Source organism: Pseudomonas sp. B21-053 (assembly GCF_026016365.1).
GTDB classification, from domain to species: domain Bacteria; phylum Pseudomonadota; class Gammaproteobacteria; order Pseudomonadales; family Pseudomonadaceae; genus Aquipseudomonas; species Aquipseudomonas nunensis.
In genome coordinates, this window is record NZ_CP087205.1 from 6,169,672 (window position 1) to 6,189,858 (window position 20,187).

19 protein-coding genes and 1 pseudogene are annotated in these 20,187 nt (G+C 59.7%); 8 read left to right on the top strand and 12 right to left on the bottom strand.

The annotated features are described in order from the left end of the window. Positions 1 to 42: 42 nt before the first annotated feature. Genes radA through katB form a run of 3 tightly spaced genes read right to left on the bottom strand, consistent with a single transcriptional unit; the run spans position 43 to position 3,611 of the window. On the bottom strand, positions 43 to 1,410 hold the full coding sequence (radA, locus tag LOY68_RS27655; protein ID WP_054051427.1) for a DNA repair protein RadA: 1,368 nt from the start codon (positions 1,408 to 1,410) through the stop codon (positions 43 to 45). 45 nt (positions 1,411 to 1,455) lie between these two features. Next, positions 1,456 to 2,010 carry an ankyrin repeat domain-containing protein gene (locus LOY68_RS27660; protein ID WP_265041006.1) on the bottom strand — a complete coding sequence of 185 codons (555 nt, stop codon included), beginning with the start codon at positions 2,008 to 2,010 and terminating at the stop codon, positions 1,456 to 1,458. Positions 2,011 to 2,069: 59 nt separating this feature from the next. Continuing rightward, positions 2,070 to 3,611: a catalase KatB gene (katB, locus tag LOY68_RS27665; protein ID WP_163911656.1), complete on the bottom strand. Its 1,542-nt coding sequence runs from the start codon at positions 3,609 to 3,611 to the stop codon at positions 2,070 to 2,072. 287 nt (positions 3,612 to 3,898) lie between these two features. On the opposite strand from katB, the gene mscL reads away from it, so the two are divergent. Then, positions 3,899 to 4,312, top strand: coding sequence for a large-conductance mechanosensitive channel protein MscL (gene mscL / locus LOY68_RS27670; RefSeq protein WP_054051433.1), 414 nt, complete (start codon positions 3,899 to 3,901; stop codon positions 4,310 to 4,312). 46 nt (positions 4,313 to 4,358) lie between these two features. Here the strand turns inward: mscL and LOY68_RS27675 are convergent, their stop codons facing one another. Next, entirely contained in the window at positions 4,359 to 5,135 is a 777-nt protein-coding gene (locus tag LOY68_RS27675) for a ferredoxin--NADP reductase (protein WP_265041009.1), read from the bottom strand. 337 nt (positions 5,136 to 5,472) lie between these two features. Here LOY68_RS27675 and LOY68_RS27680 point away from each other — a divergent pair. Both LOY68_RS27680 and LOY68_RS27685 read left to right on the top strand, forming a co-directional pair. Then, a pseudogene (locus LOY68_RS27680) lies at positions 5,473 to 6,187 on the top strand (autoinducer binding domain-containing protein). 177 nt (positions 6,188 to 6,364) lie between these two features. Then, positions 6,365 to 7,489, top strand: coding sequence for a methyltransferase (locus tag LOY68_RS27685; RefSeq protein ID WP_265041011.1), 1,125 nt, complete (start codon positions 6,365 to 6,367; stop codon positions 7,487 to 7,489). Positions 7,490 to 7,563: 74 nt separating this feature from the next. Here LOY68_RS27685 and LOY68_RS27690 read toward each other — a convergent pair whose 3' ends face one another. The 3 genes from LOY68_RS27690 to LOY68_RS27700 all read right to left on the bottom strand — a co-directional run bounded on the left by LOY68_RS27690 (position 7,564) and on the right by LOY68_RS27700 (position 10,269). Further along, positions 7,564 to 7,731: a DUF2474 domain-containing protein gene (locus tag LOY68_RS27690; protein ID WP_082356715.1), complete on the bottom strand. Its 168-nt coding sequence runs from the start codon at positions 7,729 to 7,731 to the stop codon at positions 7,564 to 7,566. 84 nt (positions 7,732 to 7,815) lie between these two features. Beyond that, the gene (gene cydB, locus LOY68_RS27695) at positions 7,816 to 8,823 is read right to left on the bottom strand and encodes a cytochrome d ubiquinol oxidase subunit II (protein ID WP_163911643.1); all 1,008 of its coding nucleotides are present in this window, start codon (positions 8,821 to 8,823) and stop codon (positions 7,816 to 7,818) included. 3 nt (positions 8,824 to 8,826) lie between these two features. Then, positions 8,827 to 10,269 (bottom strand): cytochrome ubiquinol oxidase subunit I, encoded by a 1,443-nt coding sequence (locus tag LOY68_RS27700; RefSeq protein ID WP_265041014.1) that lies wholly within the window; start codon positions 10,267 to 10,269, stop codon positions 8,827 to 8,829. A 489-nt stretch (positions 10,270 to 10,758) separates the two neighbouring features. Between LOY68_RS27700 and LOY68_RS27705 the strand changes: the two genes are divergently transcribed. Beyond that, complete coding sequence (locus LOY68_RS27705; RefSeq protein ID WP_265041016.1) at positions 10,759 to 11,997, top strand: MFS transporter; 1,239 nt, start codon at positions 10,759 to 10,761, stop codon at positions 11,995 to 11,997. Here the strand turns inward: LOY68_RS27705 and LOY68_RS27710 are convergent. The 3 genes from LOY68_RS27710 to LOY68_RS27720 are packed head-to-tail and all read right to left on the bottom strand — an operon-like array spanning position 11,994 to position 15,699. Then, positions 11,994 to 14,195: a xanthine dehydrogenase family protein molybdopterin-binding subunit gene (locus LOY68_RS27710; protein WP_265041017.1), complete on the bottom strand. Its 2,202-nt coding sequence runs from the start codon at positions 14,193 to 14,195 to the stop codon at positions 11,994 to 11,996. The genes LOY68_RS27705 and LOY68_RS27710 overlap by 4 nt on opposite strands. Further along, on the bottom strand, positions 14,195 to 15,181 hold the full coding sequence (locus tag LOY68_RS27715) for an FAD binding domain-containing protein (RefSeq protein ID WP_265041018.1): 987 nt from the start codon (positions 15,179 to 15,181) through the stop codon (positions 14,195 to 14,197). Before LOY68_RS27715 ends, LOY68_RS27710 begins: the two co-directional genes overlap by 1 nt. After that, a complete protein-coding gene (locus LOY68_RS27720) occupies positions 15,178 to 15,699 on the bottom strand; it encodes a (2Fe-2S)-binding protein (protein ID WP_265041020.1) in 522 nt (173 codons plus the stop codon). Before LOY68_RS27720 ends, LOY68_RS27715 begins: the two co-directional genes overlap by 4 nt. Positions 15,700 to 15,892: 193 nt before the next feature. Here LOY68_RS27720 and LOY68_RS27725 point away from each other — a divergent pair, with 193 nt between their 5' ends. Next, positions 15,893 to 16,171: a type II toxin-antitoxin system RelE/ParE family toxin gene (locus LOY68_RS27725; protein WP_265041022.1), complete on the top strand. Its 279-nt coding sequence runs from the start codon at positions 15,893 to 15,895 to the stop codon at positions 16,169 to 16,171. 14 nt (positions 16,172 to 16,185) lie between these two features. Further along, positions 16,186 to 16,473 carry a HigA family addiction module antitoxin gene (locus LOY68_RS27730; protein WP_054051454.1) on the top strand — a complete coding sequence of 96 codons (288 nt, stop codon included), beginning with the start codon at positions 16,186 to 16,188 and terminating at the stop codon, positions 16,471 to 16,473. A gap of 6 nt (positions 16,474 to 16,479) precedes the next feature. Here LOY68_RS27730 and LOY68_RS27735 read toward each other — a convergent pair whose 3' ends face one another. Together LOY68_RS27735 and LOY68_RS27740 are read right to left on the bottom strand one after the other, a co-directional pair. Beyond that, positions 16,480 to 17,031, bottom strand: a complete 552-nt coding sequence (locus LOY68_RS27735) for a DJ-1 family glyoxalase III (protein ID WP_265041024.1) — start codon at positions 17,029 to 17,031, stop codon at positions 16,480 to 16,482. A gap of 67 nt (positions 17,032 to 17,098) precedes the next feature. Continuing rightward, positions 17,099 to 17,557 (bottom strand): YolA family protein, encoded by a 459-nt coding sequence (locus LOY68_RS27740; RefSeq protein ID WP_265041026.1) that lies wholly within the window; start codon positions 17,555 to 17,557, stop codon positions 17,099 to 17,101. A 205-nt stretch (positions 17,558 to 17,762) separates the two neighbouring features. On the opposite strand from LOY68_RS27740, the gene LOY68_RS27745 reads away from it, so the two are divergent. Together LOY68_RS27745 and trmA are read left to right on the top strand one after the other, a co-directional pair. Continuing rightward, positions 17,763 to 19,058 (top strand): NCS2 family permease, encoded by a 1,296-nt coding sequence (locus LOY68_RS27745; RefSeq protein ID WP_265041027.1) that lies wholly within the window; start codon positions 17,763 to 17,765, stop codon positions 19,056 to 19,058. Next, positions 19,055 to 20,134 carry a tRNA (uridine(54)-C5)-methyltransferase TrmA gene (trmA, locus tag LOY68_RS27750; protein WP_163911618.1) on the top strand — a complete coding sequence of 360 codons (1,080 nt, stop codon included), beginning with the start codon at positions 19,055 to 19,057 and terminating at the stop codon, positions 20,132 to 20,134. The genes LOY68_RS27745 and trmA overlap by 4 nt, the downstream gene beginning before the upstream one ends. The last annotated feature ends 53 nt before the right edge of the window (positions 20,135 to 20,187 follow it).

Here is a 20,187-nt window from a genome sequence, read left to right on the forward strand (position 1 = left end):
TCAAAAGATCGCAGCCTTCGGCAGCTCCTACAGGGATTGTGGCTACTCGAATAATGCGTCCAAAGCCTGTTCCAGTCGGGTTACCGCAATAATCTGCAACCCCGGCGGGGCTTCTTTTGGCGCGTTGCCCTTGGGCACGATGGCGCGCTTGAAGCCGTGCTTGGCCGCTTCTTTCAGGCGTTCCTGACCACTCGGCACCGGGCGCACTTCGCCCGACAAGCCGACTTCGCCAAACACCAGCAGATCATGCGGCAGCGGACGGTTGCGCAGGCTGGACATCACCGCCGCCATCAGCGCCAGGTCAGACGCGGTTTCCAGTACCTTGACCCCGCCGACTACGTTGAGGAACACGTCCTGATCGTGGGTCGGAATCCCGCCGTGACGGTGCAGCACCGCCAGCAACATGGCCAAGCGGTTCTGATCCAGCCCCAACGTGACCCGACGCGGGTTGGCCAAATGACTGTCATCGACCAGCGCCTGCACTTCGACCAGCATCGGCCGGGTGCCTTCCCACGTCGCCATGACCACACTGCCCGGGACTTCTTCCTGAGCCCGCGTGAGAAAAATTGCCGAAGGGTTGGAGACTTCTTTCAAGCCTTTGTCGGTCATGCCGAACACGCCGAGTTCGTTGACCGCGCCGAAACGGTTCTTCACCGCCCGCAGCAGCCGCAAACGCCCATCGGATTCGCCTTCGAAATACAGCACGGTATCAACCATGTGCTCCAACACTCGCGGGCCGGCCAAGGCGCCTTCCTTGGTCACGTGGCCCACCAGGAAAATCGCCGTGCCGCTCTGCTTGGCATAACGCACCAGCAACGCCGCACTTTCGCGAACCTGGGACACGCCGCCGGGTGCTGATTGCAGTTGTTCGGTGAAAATCGTCTGGATCGAATCGATCACCATGACCTTGGGCTTTTCCTGCCGGGCCGTGGCGATGATGGTTTCGATGCAGGTTTCGGTCATCACCCGCAGCTTGTCCTGGGGCAAACCGAGACGCCGGGCGCGCATGGCCACTTGTTGCTGGGATTCCTCACCGGTGACGTACAGCGCCGGCATGCTCTTGGCGAGGTTGCACAAGGTTTGCAACAGAATGGTCGATTTGCCGATGCCGGGATCACCGCCGATCAACACCACCGAGCCGTCCACCAGGCCACCGCCGAGCACGCGATCGAGTTCGCTGGAGGCTGTGGAAAAACGCGGAATCTCTTCGACGCTGACTTCCGCCAGGGTCCTGATCTGCGCTTGTTGGCCGGTCCACCCGGTTCGACCGCTGGGCGCCGCAGCGCCGCCGCTCTCGACCATGGTTTCGGTCAGCGTGTTCCAGGCCCCGCACTCGCCGCACTGGCCGGCCCACTTGGGGAAGGTTGAGCCGCACTCGGTGCAGCCGTACATGCGCTTGGCCTTGGCCATCTGAACTCCCGGCAAAAACCGCGATGATAGCGCAGCCGGGCCGGATCAGCGCGGCGCTGCGTTGCGGATTTCACCGCTGGCCAGACGCGCGGCGCTATTGCCCAACGGATCCTCGGCGTTCAGGTCGGCGCCCTTGGCCTTGAGTGCATCCAGCAACTCGACACGGTTGAATAGCCCGGCGTACATCGCCGCCGTCTGCCCGGCGCCGTTACGCTGATCGGGACTGCAATTGGCAGCCAGCAGGGTCCGGGCAATCTGCACTTCACCCTTGAAAATCGCGCCCATCAGCGCCGTGTTACCACGCTGATCCTGGGCGCAGGCATCGGCGCCAGCGGCGAGCAAGCGGTCCACGGCGGCACTCTGGCCGTGATAGGCCGCCAGAATCAGCGCGGTGTAGCCCTTGTCGTCTCGCGTATCGAGGGAATAACCGGCCTCGATAAACGTTTCGAGCATGGGCACATCGCCACGGCGCGCGGCATCGAAGTAGTAATCCTGCAATTGGGCTTTCAGCAGGGCGGGGTCTTTCGCGACCTCCGCCGTCGGTCCGGCAAACGCGTTGAACGACAGGGCTGCCAGAAACAGGGATAGATAAAAACGCATGGACAGGCTCCTTGGTCTGACGGGGCCCCGAATGAGGCCCCGCGTTTCAGGCAAACGGATCAGTCGACCAGTTTGGCCGCCAGTGCCTTGACTCGGTCCAGGTCACCCTTGGCGACCTTGGTCACGCCTGTGCCGTATTCCGGGTCGGCCTTATAAAGGAACGACAGCATGATGTGCTTGCTCTCGTCGTCGGTGGTGGCGAGCGAGCCGCCGAAGCTGTCGATCAAGTCCTGGCGTTCTTTCTGGCTGAAAGAGCGATACAGATCGCCGGCCTGCTTGAAGTTCTGCTCGCGCTGAATCTTCGCCTGCTGAGTGCTGCCCGACAACGCCGACTGGCTGTAGCGTGCGGTTTGCGGCTCTTCACGAGGCAGCAAACGACTTGGCTGGTAATTCACGCCGGTGCTGCTGGCGCCGCTGTTCATCGCGCCATCCTGGTTACCGTTGTTGACCGCAACCTTTGGCGCGTTGATCGGTAGTTGCAGAGCATTTGGCCCCAGGCGATACATTTGCGTATCGGCATACGAGAACACTCGCCCCTGCAACAAACGATCTTCCGATGGTTCAATACCGGGAACAAGATTGGCGGGCGCCATGGCAACTTGCTCAGTCTCCTGGAACACATTGGCCGGATTACGGTTCAACACCATTTGTCCAACTTTTCGCTCAGGAATACCGGGCCAGATCTTGGTGGCGTCCAATGGATCAAAATCGAACTTAGACAAGTCCTGCGGATTCACGACTTGAACGTACAAGTCCCACTTCGGAAAGTCGCCCTTATTTATATGAGCCACCAGATCATTAGTCATATGACTGTAGTCTTTGCCTTGGACTTTTTCGACGGCCTTTGGATCGAGATTATTAATGCCTTGCAAACTTTTCCAATGGAATTTCACATAGTGAACTTCGCCTTTGACATTCACTAACTTATAGGCATGGACACCATTACCGTCCATTTCCCGATAACTGGCAGGTGTTCCGGAATTGGAATAAAGCTCAGTCAGGGTGCGTGTGGCTTCCGGCACATGGGAGAAGAAATCGAAACGACGCGAGTCGTCGTCAAGGTTGGTGCGTGGGTCCGGCTTGAAGGCGTGCACCATGTCCGGGAATTTGATGGCGTCACGGATGAAGAAAGTCGGGAAGTTGTTGCCGACCAAGTCCCAGTTGCCGTCCGCGGTGTAGAACTTGGTGGCGAAACCCCGCGGGTCGCGCAGGGTTTCCGGGGAGTGATTGCCATGGACCACCGCCGAGAAGCGCACGAACACCGGCGTGCTCTGGCCGCCGGCAAACACCTTCGCTTTGGTCAGGTCGCTGAGATCATCGGTGACAGTGAACGTACCGTGGGCGCCAGTACCCCGGGCATGCACCACGCGTTCCGGAATGCGTTCGCGGTCGAACCGCTGGAGTTTCTGGATCAATTGCACGTCTTGCAGCAACACCGGGCCTGTGGCGCCGGCGGTTTGCGAGTTCTGGTTGTCGCCGACGGCGGCGCCGTTATCGCGGGTCAGTGTCGCGGCACTCACGGAAAAGGACAGCAGGCCGGCGCTCAAGACGCCCAGGGCGCGGCGATGGGAATAAGCCCCAAGGCCAAGGGAAGTTGTCATAGGAGTTTCCTCTGATTTTATAAAGCGCATCCAGGTGCGCTCAACAGAGGCTAGTGACCGCCAGCCCAAAAACTAAATAGAAATGCCACACCGAGGCGATAGTAAAAAGGTGCTGGAAGGCCCGGCCTAGAGCGGGTAAACCGCGCGCGAATGATGGCCTTTTGTAAACTTTCTGCAAATGAGCAGGTCGATAGCAGGCAAGCGTTGTAAGCAGTTGTGTCGAGCAGGATGCGTTTTGCTGATTTACACTGCGTTCACCAACCTCATCTGTAACAAGGAAATAACCTATGGGCGTGCTTAACGAGTTCAAGGCCTTCGCGGTCAAAGGCAATGTGGTCGATATGGCCGTCGGTATCATCATCGGCGCCGCGTTTGGCAAGATCGTCTCGTCGTTCGTCGGCGACGTGGTCATGCCGCCAATCGGCTTGTTGATCGGTGGGGTGGATTTCAGTGACTTGGCTGTTACGCTCAAGGCTGCCAATGGCGACATCCCGGCGGTGGTACTGGCGTACGGCAAGTTCATCCAGAGCTTGATCGACTTCGTGATCGTTGCGTTCGCGATCTTCATGGGCGTCAAGGCCATCAACCGCCTGAAGCGTGAAGAGGCGGTGGCCCCGACTCTGCCGCCGGTGCCGACCAAGGAAGAAGAGCTGCTGAGCGAGATCCGCGATCTGCTCAAGGCTCAGAACGACCGGCCTTGAAGCTGTGTTGCGATGTAAAAACGGCGCCTTCGGGCGCCGTTTTTTATTACCAATAGTTCTCCACCGCCACCTGGCCGGGTCGCCGACTGAGGCTCAGGTTCATATCCCGCAGCTTCAGCAATTTACGCGTGTCATCGATCATTTGCGGGTTACCGCAGATCATCACCCGCGAGTGCTCTGGCTTCAGCTCCAGCCCCGCCGCCCGCTCCAGCTCGCCATTTTCAATCAGGGTGGTAATCCGACCATTCAGAACACCCGAAATCTGCTCGCGGGTGACCGTCGGAATGAATTGCAGTTTGTGCGCATGCTCTGCCAGGTAATCACGCTGCGCCAGCCCTGCGATCAACTCCTGATACGCGAGCTCCCGGCCTTCGCGCGCGCTGTAGACCAGGATGATGCGTTCGAATTTTTCCCACACCTCGAAATCCTGCAGGATCGAGAGGAACGGTGCTACCCCGGTGCCGGTGGATAACATCCAGAGATCGCGGCCATCGACGAAACGATCCAAAGTCAGGTAGCCCGTGGCCTGGCGTTCTACCAGCAACGTATCCCCCACTTCCAGACGGCTCAACTCGCTGGTGAACTCGCCACCCGGTACAACGATGGAGAAGAATTCAAGAAACTCGTCATACGGCGACGAAACCATGGAATAGGCACGCCACACCGTGCTGCCATCAGGTTTGGTCACCCCCAGACGCGCGAATTGCCCGGCGCGAAAACGAAAACCCGAGTCTCGGGTTGTGCGCAGGGTAAACAGGCTCGGCGTCAGTGGCTGGACGTCGAGCAGGGTCTGGCGTGTGAATTTTTCTGCACTGGCGGTCATGGGGCACTCCATTGAACGGGTGTCCCCAGTGTCCCGCAAAGCCGAGGACTTAAACACCGGCGATTTGTAGTGGCTTTAGCAACGGGGGCTGTTTGTTATTTAAATAATAATAAATGCATAGCTCTTACTGACCATTAGACGCATAAATGGTTTTTCAACATTAATTTACTTTCGCCACACTCGGTTACATATACCCATAATCTGTTATGCACTTCTCGCACGCCATACATATCCAAAAAATTGGAGCGTGCGTACCAGAAACCTCCTACACTCGGTTCGTGCCGGATCCTTGGATCCAAATGGCCACCCCAGTGATACATAAATATGGAGGACTAAAATGGAAATGTGGATGGAGTCGCAATTAACGCAACTGTCTCACGCCAATGAAATTGACATCGCGTACCAGATTTCACTCAATTTCATTAAAAATCTGGGGTATAAATTCTGTGCGTTTTCAATAACATCAAAAACTATTGGCACACAGGATCACACCCTTTAGCCGAAATAACTTTCCGCCTGGATGGAACACCCAATATAAAGAAAACAAATTCAGTGCTATAGATCCGATAGTGGCTCATTGCAATCAATCCATGTTGCCGGTTATGTGGACTGAAGAAGTTTTTTCAAAGACGCCCTGGATGTGGCAAGCCTTGCAACAGGAAGGACTTCAACATGGTTGGTCGCAATCGATCCATGATCAGGAAAGCGGCCTTTGCAGCATTCTGAGTCTGGCTAGAAGCCATTGCCCGATTAGCGCTTATGAATTGTATGAAAATCTCGGCTTCACGGTTTTCATCAGTCGTCATTTGCACAATCTGGCTGCCAAGACATTGCCCAAAAGCGCACCGAAACCCGTCGCACCGCATTTATCTCCCAGAGAAGTCGAAGTATTGAAGCTGTCAGCCGATGGCAAGACCGCATACGAAATTTCCATAATCCTCAGCCTTAGCGAGCGCACTGTGAATTTCCACGTGCACCGGGCAATCGAAAAACTCGGCGTCTGCAACAAGACTGCCGCCGTGACTAAAGCCGTCAGGCACGGCGTTATTTGAAGCGGTTCGATTCAAGGAAAACCTGCGGGTAATCCGATAGAAAAAAACGTACCATTTGCGATCCTTCCAGAGTGATGACGTGTGACACTTCGCGACGCAGTCCACTCGGTCGTTTCTGCCCGCTACATCGCCCCTTGGCCGCGGGATACCCGTTGATTATCCAGAGCCCCCCGCCCCATGCCCTTGCTCGAAACACCTTTCGCCCAACTCGACCTGATCCGCCAGCCCGAACAGCAGAATGAACCACTGCAAGCGTTCGATGCTGCCGACGAATACCTGCTGAATCATCTGGCCGAGCAACAACCGGCTGCGGATTCTCGGGTGTTGGTACTCAATGACAGTTTCGGCGCATTGGCCGCCAGCCTGGCAGGCAAGGTTCAAGTGACCAGCAGTGGCGACTCGTTCCTGGCCTTCCTGGGACTGGAAAAGAACCTGATCCGCAATGCAAAGGCGTTTGACGCGGTGCCGCACGTGCCGGCCAGTGAAGCGTTCGTCGGGTCGTTCGACCGGGTGTTGATCCGGGTGCCGAAAACCCTCGCTTTACTTGAAGAACAACTGATTCGCCTGCAAGGCCAACTGGCCCCGGGTGCCCAAGTGATTGCGGCGGCAATGGTCAAGCACCTGCCCCGCGCCGCCGGGGACTTGCTGGAACGCTACATTGGCCCGGTACAAGCCTCGCTGGCCGTGAAGAAGGCCCGGTTGCTGATCGCCACCGCGCAATCCAACCCCCCCGTCGCATCGCCCTACCCGTCGCGCTACCTGCTCGACGAGCCTGCGATCGAACTGCTTAACCACGCCAATGTGTTCTGCCGCGAAGGTCTGGACATCGGCACGCGTGCGTTCCTGCCGCATCTGCCGAAAAACCTCGGCGCAGCGCGGGTTGCTGACCTGGGTTGCGGCAACGGTGTGCTGGCCATCGCCAGCGCCCTGCAAAACCCTGAAGCGCATTACACGCTGGTGGACGAGTCATTCATGGCCGTGCAATCGGCCAGCGAAAACTGGCGCGCGGCGCTGGGTGAACGGGATGTAATCGTGCGCGCCGACGATGGCCTGGCCGGTCAGGAACCGCAATCGCTGGATGTGGTGCTGTGCAATCCACCCTTCCACCAGCAACAGGTCGTCGGCGACTTTCTCGCCTGGCGGATGTTCCAGCAGGCCCGGGAGGCTTTGGTGGTCGGCGGCGCGTTGTACATCGTCGGCAATCGTCACTTGGGTTATCACAGCAAATTGGCGCGGCTGTTCCGCGGCGTCGAGCAAGTGGCGGCTACCCCGAAATTCGTGATTCTCAAGGCGCGCAAATAACCCGGGCAAAAAAACCCTCCGTCAGGAGGGTTGAGGCCGTGCCACAAGGCATCGGGATGGGAACTGTGGGTGTTTCAGTGGGTGGTCAGGCCTGCGGCATTCATGAACATGCGCATCAGGCTGGCCACGATAAACAGGGCCACGACACTGCCGGTCCAGATCATCGCCAACCATCCGAGCCGCTGCCATAGCGGCTTTTTTTCGGCCTGTTCGATGTCGTGCAAGGAGGGTTTTGTAGACATGTTTTCAATCCTCTCTTGAAAGGGGATGGCGCCGGCGAGGGCGCCTTCGCGAGCAAGCTTCGCTCCTACAGGTACAGGGCGGGGCTAGTGGTAACCGTCTTCGTGGGTGACCTTGCCGCGGAACACGTAGTAGCTCCAGAAGGTGTAGCCCAGGATGAACGGGATGATGAACAGCGTCCCCACCAGCATGAAGCCCTGGCTTTGCGGCGGTGCCGCAGCGTCCCAGATCGAGATCGACGGCGGCACGATGTTTGGCCACAGGCTGATGCCCAGGCCGCTATAGCCGAGGAAGATCAGCACCAGGGTCAGCAGGAACGGCGTGTAGTTCGCGTTGCGGGCCACGGCACGGATCAGACCATACATGGTCACCAGCACCAGGATCGGTACCGGCAGGAACCAGAACAGGTTCGGCAAGGTGAACCAGCGCGCGGCGATATCGGCATGGGCCAGCGGGGTCCAGATGCTGACGATACCGATCACTGCCAGCACTACGAACGCCAAGGGCCGCGCCAGGTTATGCATCTGCTCCTGCAACTTGCCTTCGGTCTTCATGATCAGCCAGGTGCAGCCGAGCAACGCGTAGGCAATCACCAGCGCTACGCCGCAGAACATGGTGAACGGCGTCGCCCAGTCGAGTGAACCGCCGGCGAACTGGCGGTCAACTACGGGCAATCCATCGATAAACGCCCCGAGCGCCACGCCCTGGAAGAACGTCGCCGCCACCGAACCACCGATGAACGCCTTGTCCCACAGGTGACGCTTGTCGTCCTTGGCCTTGAAGCGGAACTCGAACGCTACACCACGGAAGATCAGCCCGATCAGCATGAAGATCAGCGGCAGGTACAACGCCGACAACACCACCGAGTAGGCCAGCGGGAAGGCGCCAAACAACGCCGCGCCTCCGAGGACCAGCCAGGTTTCGTTACCGTCCCAGACCGGTGCGACGGTGTTCATCATTACGTCACGGTCGGTCTTGCCCGGGATGAACGGGAAGAGAATCCCGATACCCAGGTCGAAGCCGTCCATGACCACGTACATCATGATGCCGAAGATGATGATCACGGCCCAGATCAGCGGAAGATCAATACCCATGATTCAAATCTCCTTGGTCAGGCTGTGGCGGTGGTCACCGTCGGTGTCATCATCGTCAGCTGCGGACAGCGGACGGGCCGGCGTACGTTTCTGGCCAGGACCACCGTCGTTGGTTTCCTTGCCTTCGTCGATCTTCGGCCCTTTGCGCACCAGCCTCATCATGTAGCCCAGGCCGGCACCGAACAGCGCGAAATAGACCACGACGAACATGATCAACGTGATGCTCATCTGCATGAAGCTGTGATTGGAGGACGCATCCGCCGTGCGCATCAACCCGTAGACCACCCACGGCTGACGGCCGATTTCAGTGGTGAACCAGCCCGCGAGGATTGCGATCAGACCCGACGGCCCCATCCACAACGCCAGGTACAGGAACGGCCGCGAGGTGTACAACCTGTCGCTTTTACGCAGCCACAGGCTGCACAAGCCGGTGAAGATCATCAGGAAGCCCAGGCCAACCATGATCCGGAACGACCAGAATACGATGGTCGAATTCGGCCGGTCTTCAGGCGGGAAGTCCTTGAGTGCCGGCACTTGCTTGTCCAGCGAGTGCGTGAGGATCAGGCTGCCGAGGTAAGGAATCTCGACCGCGAATTTGGTCTTTTCGGCTTTCATGTCCGGCCAGCCGAACAGGATCAGCGGGGTCGGTTCATCCCCGACGTTTTCCCAGTGGCCTTCGATCGCCGCGATTTTCGCCGGCTGATGCTTGAGCGTATTGAGGCCGTGGAAGTCACCGATCACTGCCTGGATGGGCGCCACGATCAACGCCATCCACATGGCCATCGAAAGCATGGTGCGGATCGCCGGGTTGTCTTTGCCGCGCAGCAAGTGCCATGCCGCCGAGGAACCGACAAAGAAAGCAGTCGCGACAAACGCTGCCGTCGCCATGTGCATCAAGCGGTACGGGAACGACGGGTTGAAGATCACCGCCAGCCAGTCCACGGGAATCACTCGACCGTCGATGATTTCAAAGCCTTGGGGCGTCTGCATCCAGCTGTTGGACGCGAGAATCCAGAACGTCGAGATCAGCGTGCCGACGGCGACCATGACCGTGGAGAAGAAGTGCAGCTTGCGCCCGACCTTGTTCCAGCCGAACAGCATGACGCCGAGGAACCCGGCTTCGAGGAAGAACGCGGTGAGCACTTCATAAGTCAGCAGCGGCCCGGTGACCGCCCCGGCGAAGTCCGAGAAACGGCTCCAGTTGGTGCCGAACTGATAGGCCATGACCAGCCCGGAGACCACGCCCATGCCGAAGTTGACGGCAAAGATCTTCGACCAGAAGTGGTACAGATCGCGATAGGTGTCGTTGTGGGTTTTGAGCCACAGCCCTTCGAGTACCGCCAGGTAACTCGCCAGGCCAATGGTGATGGCCGGGAACAGGATGTGGAACGAGATGGTGAACGCGAACTGCATCCGGGCGAGATCAAGTGCCTCCAAACCGAACATAAGTCTTCCTCTGTCAGGTAATACCGGCTGAAGGGCTTATGACCCTGCACCCACTCTGCCCCCACGGATATGGAGTGTGGCGAATTCGAATTCGTTCTTTTTTTACAAACATCACAACGTAGGGAGTCTGGCCGTGTGGCCGCCGGATCAATTCCTTGTGGGGTATTGATCTGGATCAAGCAACGTTGAAAGAGTAGTCCCATTTTTGACGATGGACGGTGTGGTCTTTTGCCGCGTGACAGGTTGCCTCATTGGTTTGGTCACGGGCTGCAACACATTCCCTGTGTGGGCGGGCTTGCTCGCGAAAGCGGTGTATACGTCGAAATCAATTTGCCTGACCCACCGCTTTCGCGAGCAAGCCCGCTCCCACAGGGGGATTCCTGGGTTTTCGAGATCGATGTCTAGCTACCTAAAATTTTTGTCAGCGCAACTTCTTGTTACAGCTTGGTGATAGTCTCAACCCTCCCCTCGCTCAAGACCTGCCTTCAGATGCCCAGCCAAGCGCCCCTGCTGTTACGTCATCACCGTCCTTTCATTGCGTTCTGGCTGGCCCGGGTGTTTACCGCCAGCGGTTTTCAGATGCTCACCGTGGCCATCGGCTGGAATCTGTACCAACTGACCGGCAACGTGCTGGACCTGGGCCTGGTGGGTTTGGTCGAATTCGCCCCGCGCGTACTGTTCATGCTGCACACCGGGCATGTCGCGGACCGTTATGACCGGCGCAAAGTCGCGGCGATCTGCCAGTCCCTGCAAGCCTTGATCGCGTTGTCCCTGGCCATCGGCAGCGCCACCGATCACGTCACCCGGGAAATGATCTTCATCCTCGCCTTCCTGCTCGGTGCCGCGCGCTCCTTCGAGATGCCGACCACCCAGGCGCTGCTCCCGAGCATCGTGCCGAGTACGCTGTTCCCACGGGCCGTGGCCGCCGCGCAATCGGCGCAGCAATCAGCGACCATCGTGGCACCGGCGCTCGGCGGTTTGCTGTACGCCTTCGGCAGCGTCTGGGTGTATGGCCCGACGGTCGTTCTGTACATCATCGCCTGCTGCCTGATGCTCAACCTGCCCGCGCGGCAGACACCGTTGAACAAGGGCAAGGCGACCATGGATTCGCTGCTGGCGGGTATCCGTTTCATTCGCAGCCGCCCGGACATCCTCGGGGCGATTTCCCTGGACCTGTTCGCGGTTTTGCTGGGAGGCGCGACGGCGCTGTTGCCGGTGTTCGCCAAGGACATTCTGCTGACCGGCCCCTGGGGCCTGGGCCTGCTGCGTTCGGCGCCAGCGGTGGGTGCGCTGTTGATGTCGCTGTTCCTGGCGCGATTTGCCGTGGAACGCAAAGTCGGACGGGTGATGTTCACCGCCGTGGGCATCTTCGGCGTGGCGACCATCGCCTTCGGCCTGTCCACCTCGTTCTGGTTCTCCCTGGCGGTGCTGGTGGTGTTGGGCGCGGCGGACATGATCAGCATGGTAATCCGCGCCTCCTTCGTGCAACTGGAAACCCCGGATGAAATGCGCGGCCGGGTCAGCGCCGTGAACGGATTGTTCATCGGCGCTTCGAATCAGTTGGGCGAATTCGAATCCGGCCTCACCGCCCATTGGTTCGGCACCGTGCCGGCCGTGGTCATGGGCGGCATCGGCACGCTGGTGGTCACCGGGACCTGGATCAAACTGTTCCCGACCCTGGCCAACCGCGACCGCATGCACGTCGCGGTCGAGGAAGCCAAGGCCTAGAGCAGCTTGTCCAGGGTGACGGGAAAGTCCCGCACCCGTTTGCCGGTGGCGTGATAGATAGCATTGGCCACCGCCGCCGCGACCCCGACGATACCGATTTCGCCGACGCCCTTGGAACCGAGGGCATTGACGATCTCGTCGTGTTCTTCGACAAACAACACGTCAATCTCGCCGATATCGGCGTTTACCGGGATGTGGTACTCGGCCAGGCTGTGGTTCATGTGACGACCCAGCGCATGGTCGGTTTGCGTCTCCTCATGCAGCGCCATGCCGATGCCCCAGACCACGCCGCCGAGGATCTGGCTGCGGGCCATTTTCGGATTGACCACCCGGCCGGCAGCAATTGCGCTGACCACCCGATTGACCTTCACCGTGCCCAAATCCTCATCCACCAACACTTCGACGAACACCGCCGAGTGGGTCGCCGTGGCGTAGGCTTCGCGTTTTTTGTCCGGCTCGGCGTCGACTTGAACCTCAATCGCATCCTCGCCACTGTCCCGGGCCAGATCGGCCAATTGGATATGCGCCTCACCGAATGACAGCTGTCCGTCTTCGAACACTGCCTGCTCCGAAGTCACGCCACTGAACGCTGGCGACGTTTGGCGCGCTACGGCGAGCAGTTTTTCCTTCAAGGCTTCACACGCCTGCTGCACCGCCGTGCCGACCGACGACACCGTGAACGATCCGCCCTGCAACGGCGCGGTGGGTAATGAAGAGTCGCCGAGGACAAAGGTGACGTCCTTCAGCGAAACGCCTGACGCCTGCGCGGCGATTTGCGTCATCACCGTGTAGGTGCCGGTGCCAATGTCGGTGGTGGCGCTGCTGACGGTAAGTTTGCCGTGGTGATCGAGTGAGGCCTTGGCGCTGGCCTTCTGCTGCATCGCCTCCCACACGCCACCGGCCATGCCCCAACCGACCAACTGCCGGCCCTGGCACATGCTGCGCGGTTCAGGATCGCGCTTTTCCCAGCCGAACCGTTTGGCGCCCTGGGCGTAACACTCGCGCAGTTCTTTGCTGGAATAGGGTTTGTCTTCGTTCTGATTGCGCTCGGAATAGTTGATCAGGCGCAGTTGCACCGGATCGATGGCCAGCGCGCAGGCCAGTTCATCCATCGCACACTCCAGGCCAATCAGCCCCAGCGCCGCGCCCGGCGCCCGCATGTCCAGCGGCGTGAAGACATCGAGCGGCAGCAGTTTGTAGGTCAGCTGCACGTTGTCGCAGTGGTAGAGCATGCCGCTCCACTCCACCACATGCTCGGTGAAATCCTCGAAACGCGAGGTCTGGCCGATGGCGGTATGCGCCACTGCAAGCAAGCGACCATTGGCCGCCGCGCCCAATTGCAGGCGCTGCAAGGTGCGCGGGCGATAGCCGAAGGTAAACATCTGTTGCCGCGTCAGCGTCACGCGCACCGAACGCTTGAGGTGCAGCGCCGCCATCACCGCCAACGGCAGTTGATACTGCGGACGCAAACCGGAACCGAATGCCCCGCCGACATACGCAGCGAAAATCCTGACCTGCTCTTTCTCCAGGCCGAAGACCTTTTGCACGTAGGACTGACAGTTCTGCGGGCCTTGGGTCTTGTCGTGGATGTGCAGGCTGCCATCGGTTTGATACAGCACCGTACTGGCATGCGGTTCCATCGGATTGTGGTGTTCGATCGGCGTGCTGTAGTTCAGATCCAGGCTCATGGCCGCGCCGACGAACTCGGCCTGAAAATTCCCACGCGGTTTCGGCAGCTCGGCGGGTGCGGGATGGGCTTCGCCCTGCAGACTCAAGAGATCGGTCTGATGGCTCTCGGCGTCGTACTCGATCTCGATCAACGAACCGGCATAGCGCGCCAGCTCAAGATTATCCGCGACAACCAGTGCCAGCGGCTGGCCGCTGTACAGGACACGGTCGTTGTACAGCGGACGAAACGGCGAGCCGTCAGCCGAGTCGGCGTCTTCATAGTCCTTGTCGTAACTGGCGATCTTCGGGCGGTTGGTGTGATCGATCACGGCGACCACGCCCGGCAGCGCGAGGGCTTTGGACGCGTCAATGTTGATCACACGACCGCAGGCGATGCGGCTGGAGACAACACTGCCATGCAGCAGGCCGTCCTCGGGAAACTCCCCGGCATAGCGCGCCTGACCGGTGACTTTGAGATGGCCATCGACGCGATCAAGCGGTTGCCCCATCGGTTTAGTGAACGTAGTCATCAGGCTTGCCCTCCCCGCGCGGCATCGCTCAAGGCGCGAACAATCGCCCGACGGGCCAGTTTGACTTTGAATGCGTTGTGTTCGAGAGGCTGCGCGTTCTGCAATAAAGCGTCGGCGGCAGCGGTGAAGGTTTCGACGCTGGCCGCTTTGCCAACCAACCAATTTTCGACAGCTTCGTCGCGCCACGGCTTGTGCGCCACGCCGCCGAGGGCGAGACGTGCCTGGCGAATCACGGGACCGGTGAAATCCAGCGCGGCGGCCACCGACACCAGCGCGAATGCGTAGGACGCCCGGTCGCGAATCTTCAGGTAATGGCTGTGTTCGGCAAAACCGGTGGCGGGCAGTTCGATGGCGGTGATCAGCTCATCGTCGGCCAAGTGGTTGTCGCGCTCGGGGTGGTCGCCCGGCAAGCGGTGAAAGTCGCCGAATTGGATAATTCTTGCGCCGTTGCGACCTTGCACGTGGACCACCGCTTCCAGCGCAGCCAGTGCCACGCACATATCCGACGGATGCGTGGCGACACATTGCGCACTGGCGCCGAGGATCGCGTGAATCCGATTGAGTCCGTCCCGCGCCGGGCAGCCACTGCCGGGTTCGCGCTTGTTACACGGCACATTGGCGTCATAGAAGTAATAGCAGCGGGTGCGTTGCAGCAAGTTGCCGCCGGTGCTGGCCATGTTACGCAGTTGCGGCGACGCGCCCGCCAGAATCGCTTGGGACAACAGCGGATAACGCTGCTCGATAATCGGGTGCCAGGCCAAGTCAGCGTTACTGACCAACGCGCCAATCATCAGCCCGCCCTTGGCCGTTTCAGTGACCTCGCGCAGTGGCAAACCGGTGATATCGATCAGATGCTCGGGACGGGTCAGGTTTTCCTTCATCAGGTCCAGAAGATTCGTGCCGCCCGCGATGAAGCGCGACGCCGGGCCGGCAAGATGCACGGCGTCCTGCACCGAATCCGGCTTGCTGTAGTGGAAAGGATTCATTGGCCACCTCCTTGGCGGCAGGCGGGCAAGGCTTCTTCGATGGCATCGCGGATGTTGGTGTAGGCACCGCAGCGGCAGAGGTTGCCGCTCATCAGCTCTTGAATCTCTTCGGTACTGTGAGCACGACCTTCATTGGCCAGCCCCACCGCCGAACAAATCTGCCCCGGCGTGCAATAGCCACATTGAAAGGCATCGTGCTTGATAAAGGCTTGCTGCATCGGGTGCAGTGCTTCGCCGCTGGCGAGGCCTTCGATAGTGGTCAATTCGGCGCCGTCGCACATAACGGCAAGGGTCAGGCAGGCATTCACCCGCTTACCGTTGAGCAACACCGTGCAGGCGCCGCACTGGCCGTGGTCGCAGCCCTTTTTCGTGCCGATCAGATCAAGTTGCTCGCGCAGCAAATCCAGCAACGTGGTCCAGGGCAGGACCTCGAGTTGACGCACCTGGCCGTTAAGCGTCAGGCGTAACGGATGGCGTGCGAAGGACGGCGTCGCCGCCTCGGGAGTGGTCGCGCTCATAAACACCTCACGGTTGGTCATACATTCGCGGCGTTTTGGCAAACCGCCGTCATAAGGGGTACGACTTCGGGGGTTGGATGAGCGTTCAAAGGAATTGATCTGTGGCGCAATCGCGCACAAAGCACATATTCGCCGACCAAGTGCGATACATAGATACCGCATCGAGTGTAATGTATCGCCTTACACTCCCCCCATGATCAAATCCTTTCAGCACAAAGGCCTTCGTGGCTTCTATGAATCAGGTTCGACTCGTGGGATTCGCGCAGACCATGCGAAACGTCTGGCTCGGATGCTGCAGTTCACGGACCGCGCAGTAGTGCCTGGGGACCTTGATCTTCCGGGATGGCGGCTACACCCGTTAAAGGGAGAACTGGCCGAGTATTGGTCCCTCAGCGTTTCGGGAAACTGGCGAGTTATTTTTCGTTTTATTGGCTCGGATATCGAACTGGTCGACTATCTGGACTATCACTGACAGGAGGCAGGATCATGCCCATGCACAACCCGCCACACCCTGGTGAAACGCTTTTGATGGACGTGTTGCCCGAGCTTGGCATCAGCGTCACAGAATTGGCCCGCCATCTCGGATTTGCGCGGCCACATCTTTCCAGAGTGTTGCATGGCCACGCGCCGATCAGCCCGGATCTGGCGGTACGTCTGGAGCGGGCAGGCATTGGTAAAGCCCGGATGTGGCTGGGGGTTCAAATCGACTACGACCTCTGGCAGGCCGAACATCGTGAGCAACCGGTCATCGAGCCGATTGCCGTCCATGCCTGATCGGTTCTAAACCAACAACTCCCCCGCCACCGTCGCGCGCGTGGCTTTTCCACAGAGTTGTTCCACCAGCGCCAGTGCGAATGGCAGTGCAGCACTCGAGCCTTGGGCGGTGATGCAGTTGCCATCGACTACCACGGGTTGATCGACAAAGGTGCAGCCCGACAATTGATTGCTGACCGTGGGCAGGCAAGTCATGCGCCGTTGACGCAACACGCCAAAGGCTTGCAGCGCCAGCGCCGGGGCTTCAGCGATGCCGGCGAACAGGCGTCCGGCGGCGGCCTGGTCCTTGATCAGTTGTTGCAGGGGTTGATGCGCCGCCAGGTGTTGCGCGCCAACGGCTCCGCCGGGCAGGACAATCAGGTCGAACGGCTGGGCCAGCAGGTCCACCAGCATCGCGTCGGCGGTCAGGCGGGTGCCACGGGCGCAAGTGAGCATGCGCCGGCCCTCGATGCTGGCCACCACCACTTCTACTTGAGCGCGGCGCAGCACATCGACCAGGGTCACGCATTGCAGGTCATCGATGCCCTCGGCGAGGGTAATCAGAGCTCTAAAGGTCATGGGCACGGTCCACAGGATGATCCTTAAAGCTTAGTCAGCTTTATTGACCCTGGTTCGCGCCCGGTCGTTACTTGATGTAAAGCTGGGTCGATAGCGTGTTGCCCGGCGCGTTGATCGAGGTGTTGCTGAAGGTGAATGTCCCTTCCTGCCTGTCGCCCAGGTCATAGACGTAAAGCTTTCCGACAACCCTGGTCTCGGTGCTGGTGCATTGCGTCGGGTTGCCGTTGCCGTAGGCACAGACGTTGGTCTGCCCGCCGGCGACGCTAAAACCGTCGATGGACGCACGCGGTCCGCGTCCGTAGCCCATTTCCAGCACATAGACCTTGATGTTCGCCCCGCCGTGATCGCAGGTCGTGCGTTCCTGCCCCGCCGAGATATTTTCAATCCCGCACGCCGCCGACTGGACCTTGAGCACCTGAACGTTGGTCAACGGCGGTGCCGACGCCGCCATAACGGCAGGCACACCGGCCAGCAACGCGAAAAACAGCCCAAACGATCGAACAATATTGCGCTTGATGCGAACCATGAAGACTCCCCCAAAACAGGCGCGCAGTATGGCTCAGTTCAGCGAACCGCAAAACATCGCCGACGATCGCAGCCATTACCCCACGCGGCTGGTATGATGCGCGGCTTTTTCCGACCCTCAGAAAATTCCGGGCGCCCTGGGCAGTCTGTGCTTTGCTGTTGAGGTCGATACATTCACGGCGCACTGCGCGCCACGGGGAGCAGACATGCTGGAAAGGCTGTTTCAACTCAAGGCACATAACACCAACGTGCGGACCGAGATTCTTGCGGGCGTCACGACCTTCCTGGCCATGGCCTACATTCTGTTCGTCAACCCGAGCATCCTCGGCGAGACCGGCATGGACAAGGGTGCGGTGTTTGTCGCCACGTGCCTGGCCGCCGCCATCGGCTCGACAGTGATGGGCCTGATCGCCAACTACCCGATCGCACTCGCACCGGGCATGGGCCTGAACGCATTCTTCACCTACACCGTGGTCCTGCACATGGGCCATACCTGGCAAGTGGCGCTGGGGGCAGTGTTTATTTCGGCGGTGCTGTTCTTCCTGCTGTCGATCTTCCGCATCCGTGAATGGATCATCAACAGCATTCCGCTGCCCCTGCGCTCGGCGATTGCTGCGGGTATCGGTCTGTTTCTGGCATTGATCGCCCTGCACAACGCCGGCATCGTGGTCAGCAACCCGGCGACCATGGTCGGACTCGGTGATCTGAAACAACCGGCACCGATCCTCGCGACCCTGGGCTTTGCCCTGATCGTCGCCCTCGAAGCCCTGAAAGTTCGCGGCGCAGTGCTGATCGGCATCCTGGCGGTGACCATTGTTTCCATCGTGATGGGCTTCACCGCGTTCGGCGGCGTGATGTCGATGCCGCCGTCCCTGGCTCCGACCTTCCTGCAACTGGACATCAAGGGCGCACTGGACATCGGTCTGGTCAGCGTGATCTTCGCCTTCCTGTTCGTCGACCTGTTCGACAACTCCGGCACCCTGATCGGCGTCGCCAAGCGCGCTGGCCTGATGGGCAAGGACGGCCACATGCCGAAAATGGGCCGTGCATTGATCGCTGACAGCACCGCGGCCATGGCCGGTTCGCTGCTGGGCACCTCGACCACCACCAGTTACATCGAATCCGCCGCTGGCGTGAGTGCCGGTGGCCGCACCGGCCTGACCGCCATCGTGGTGGCGATTCTGTTCCTGCTCGCGTTGTTCTTCTCGCCACTGGCCGCCAGTGTTCCGGCGTTTGCTACGGCACCGGCACTGCTGTTCGTCGCGGTACTGATGACATCCGGCCTGGCCGAAATAGACTGGGACGACATCACCGTTGCCGCACCGGTCGTGGTCACCGCGCTGGCCATGCCGTTCACATATTCCATCGCCAACGGCATCGCCTTCGGTTTCATTTCCTGGACCGTGATCAAGTTGCTGTCCGGCCGCGCCCGTGAGCTGAACCCGGCGCTGGTGATTCTGTCGATTCTGTTCGTGATCAAGTTGGGTTGGTTCAACGCATGACTTTTGATTCCCAGGCCTACGCCGTACAGCTCGAAGAAAAGGTCACGCGTTTGCGTGACCTGCTGGCCCCGTTTGGTGCGCCAGAACCCGTCGTATTCGACTCGCCGCTGAAAAACTTCCGCCTGCGCGCAGAATTTCGCCTGTGGCGCGAAGGCGGCGACCGTCACTACGCGATGTTTGCCCAGGACGACAAACGCACGCCGATCCTGATCGAAGAATTCCCGATCGCCAGCCTGCGCATCAATGAACTGATGCCGCAGCTCAAGGCAGCGTGGCAAGCAAGTGCAGCCCTGAGCCACAAGCTGTTCCAGGTGGAATTCCTGACCACCCTGGCCGGCGATGCGATGATCACCCTGTGCTATCACCGTCCGCTGGACGAGCACTGGCACACCGCTGCGTCGAAACTGGCGGCGGACCTGAACGTCAGCATCATCGGTCGCTCCAAGGGCAAACGCGAAGTCATCGGCCAGGATTACGTGGTCGAGCAATTCGAAGTCGGCGGCCGCACGTTCAGTTACCGCCAGCCGGAAGGCGCGTTCACCCAGCCCAACGGCACCGTGAACCAGAAGATGCTGAACTGGGCTTACGACGCCTTGGGCGATCGCACGGACGATTTGCTGGAGCTGTATTGCGGCAACGGCAACTTCACCCTGCCCCTGGCCACCCGCGCGCGCAAAGCGCTGGCCACCGAGATCAGCAAGAGTTCGGTCAACGCGGCGCTGAGCAACCTGAGCGAAAACGCTGTGGATAACGTCACCCTGGTGCGTTTGTCCGCCGAAGAACTGACCGAAGCCTTGAACGAAGTGCGGCCGTTCCGTCGCCTGCACGGCATCGACCTGAAGAGCTACGAGTTCGGCAGTGTGTTCGTCGACCCGCCGCGCGCCGGCATGGACCCGGACACCTGCGAATTGACCCGACGCTTCGACAACATCCTCTACATCTCCTGCAACCCGCAGACCTTGGCCGACAACATCGCCCAGCTGCATGACACCCATCGCATCAGCCAATGCGCGATGTTCGACCAGTTCCCGTGGACCCATCACATGGAATCCGGAGTGCTGCTTACCCGGCGTTGATTGCAGGTGCCAGATACAAATCAGCCGTCTTGATGACGGCTTTTTTGTGGGTG

Excerpts from the sequence above, each read along its gene's own strand:
- radA (WP_054051427.1), bottom strand. The coding sequence starts at position 1,410 with ATGGCCAAGGCCAAGCGCATGTACGGCTGCACCGAGTGCGGCTCAACC.
- LOY68_RS27660 (WP_265041006.1), bottom strand. The coding sequence starts at position 2,010 with ATGCGTTTTTATCTATCCCTGTTTCTGGCAGCCCTGTCGTTCAACGCG.
- katB (WP_163911656.1), bottom strand. The coding sequence starts at position 3,611 with ATGACAACTTCCCTTGGCCTTGGGGCTTATTCCCATCGCCGCGCCCTG.
- mscL (WP_054051433.1), top strand. The coding sequence starts at position 3,899 with ATGGGCGTGCTTAACGAGTTCAAGGCCTTCGCGGTCAAAGGCAATGTG.
- LOY68_RS27675 (WP_265041009.1), bottom strand. The coding sequence starts at position 5,135 with ATGACCGCCAGTGCAGAAAAATTCACACGCCAGACCCTGCTCGACGTC.
- LOY68_RS27685 (WP_265041011.1), top strand. The coding sequence starts at position 6,365 with ATGCCCTTGCTCGAAACACCTTTCGCCCAACTCGACCTGATCCGCCAG.
- LOY68_RS27690 (WP_082356715.1), bottom strand. The coding sequence starts at position 7,731 with ATGTCTACAAAACCCTCCTTGCACGACATCGAACAGGCCGAAAAAAAG.
- cydB (WP_163911643.1), bottom strand. The coding sequence starts at position 8,823 with ATGGGTATTGATCTTCCGCTGATCTGGGCCGTGATCATCATCTTCGGC.
- LOY68_RS27700 (WP_265041014.1), bottom strand. The coding sequence starts at position 10,269 with ATGTTCGGTTTGGAGGCACTTGATCTCGCCCGGATGCAGTTCGCGTTC.
- LOY68_RS27705 (WP_265041016.1), top strand. The coding sequence starts at position 10,759 with ATGCCCAGCCAAGCGCCCCTGCTGTTACGTCATCACCGTCCTTTCATT.
- LOY68_RS27710 (WP_265041017.1), bottom strand. The coding sequence starts at position 14,195 with ATGACTACGTTCACTAAACCGATGGGGCAACCGCTTGATCGCGTCGAT.
- LOY68_RS27715 (WP_265041018.1), bottom strand. The coding sequence starts at position 15,181 with ATGAATCCTTTCCACTACAGCAAGCCGGATTCGGTGCAGGACGCCGTG.
- LOY68_RS27720 (WP_265041020.1), bottom strand. The coding sequence starts at position 15,699 with ATGAGCGCGACCACTCCCGAGGCGGCGACGCCGTCCTTCGCACGCCAT.
- LOY68_RS27725 (WP_265041022.1), top strand. The coding sequence starts at position 15,893 with ATGATCAAATCCTTTCAGCACAAAGGCCTTCGTGGCTTCTATGAATCA.
- LOY68_RS27730 (WP_054051454.1), top strand. The coding sequence starts at position 16,186 with ATGCCCATGCACAACCCGCCACACCCTGGTGAAACGCTTTTGATGGAC.
- LOY68_RS27735 (WP_265041024.1), bottom strand. The coding sequence starts at position 17,031 with ATGACCTTTAGAGCTCTGATTACCCTCGCCGAGGGCATCGATGACCTG.
- LOY68_RS27740 (WP_265041026.1), bottom strand. The coding sequence starts at position 17,557 with ATGGTTCGCATCAAGCGCAATATTGTTCGATCGTTTGGGCTGTTTTTC.
- LOY68_RS27745 (WP_265041027.1), top strand. The coding sequence starts at position 17,763 with ATGCTGGAAAGGCTGTTTCAACTCAAGGCACATAACACCAACGTGCGG.
- trmA (WP_163911618.1), top strand. The coding sequence starts at position 19,055 with ATGACTTTTGATTCCCAGGCCTACGCCGTACAGCTCGAAGAAAAGGTC.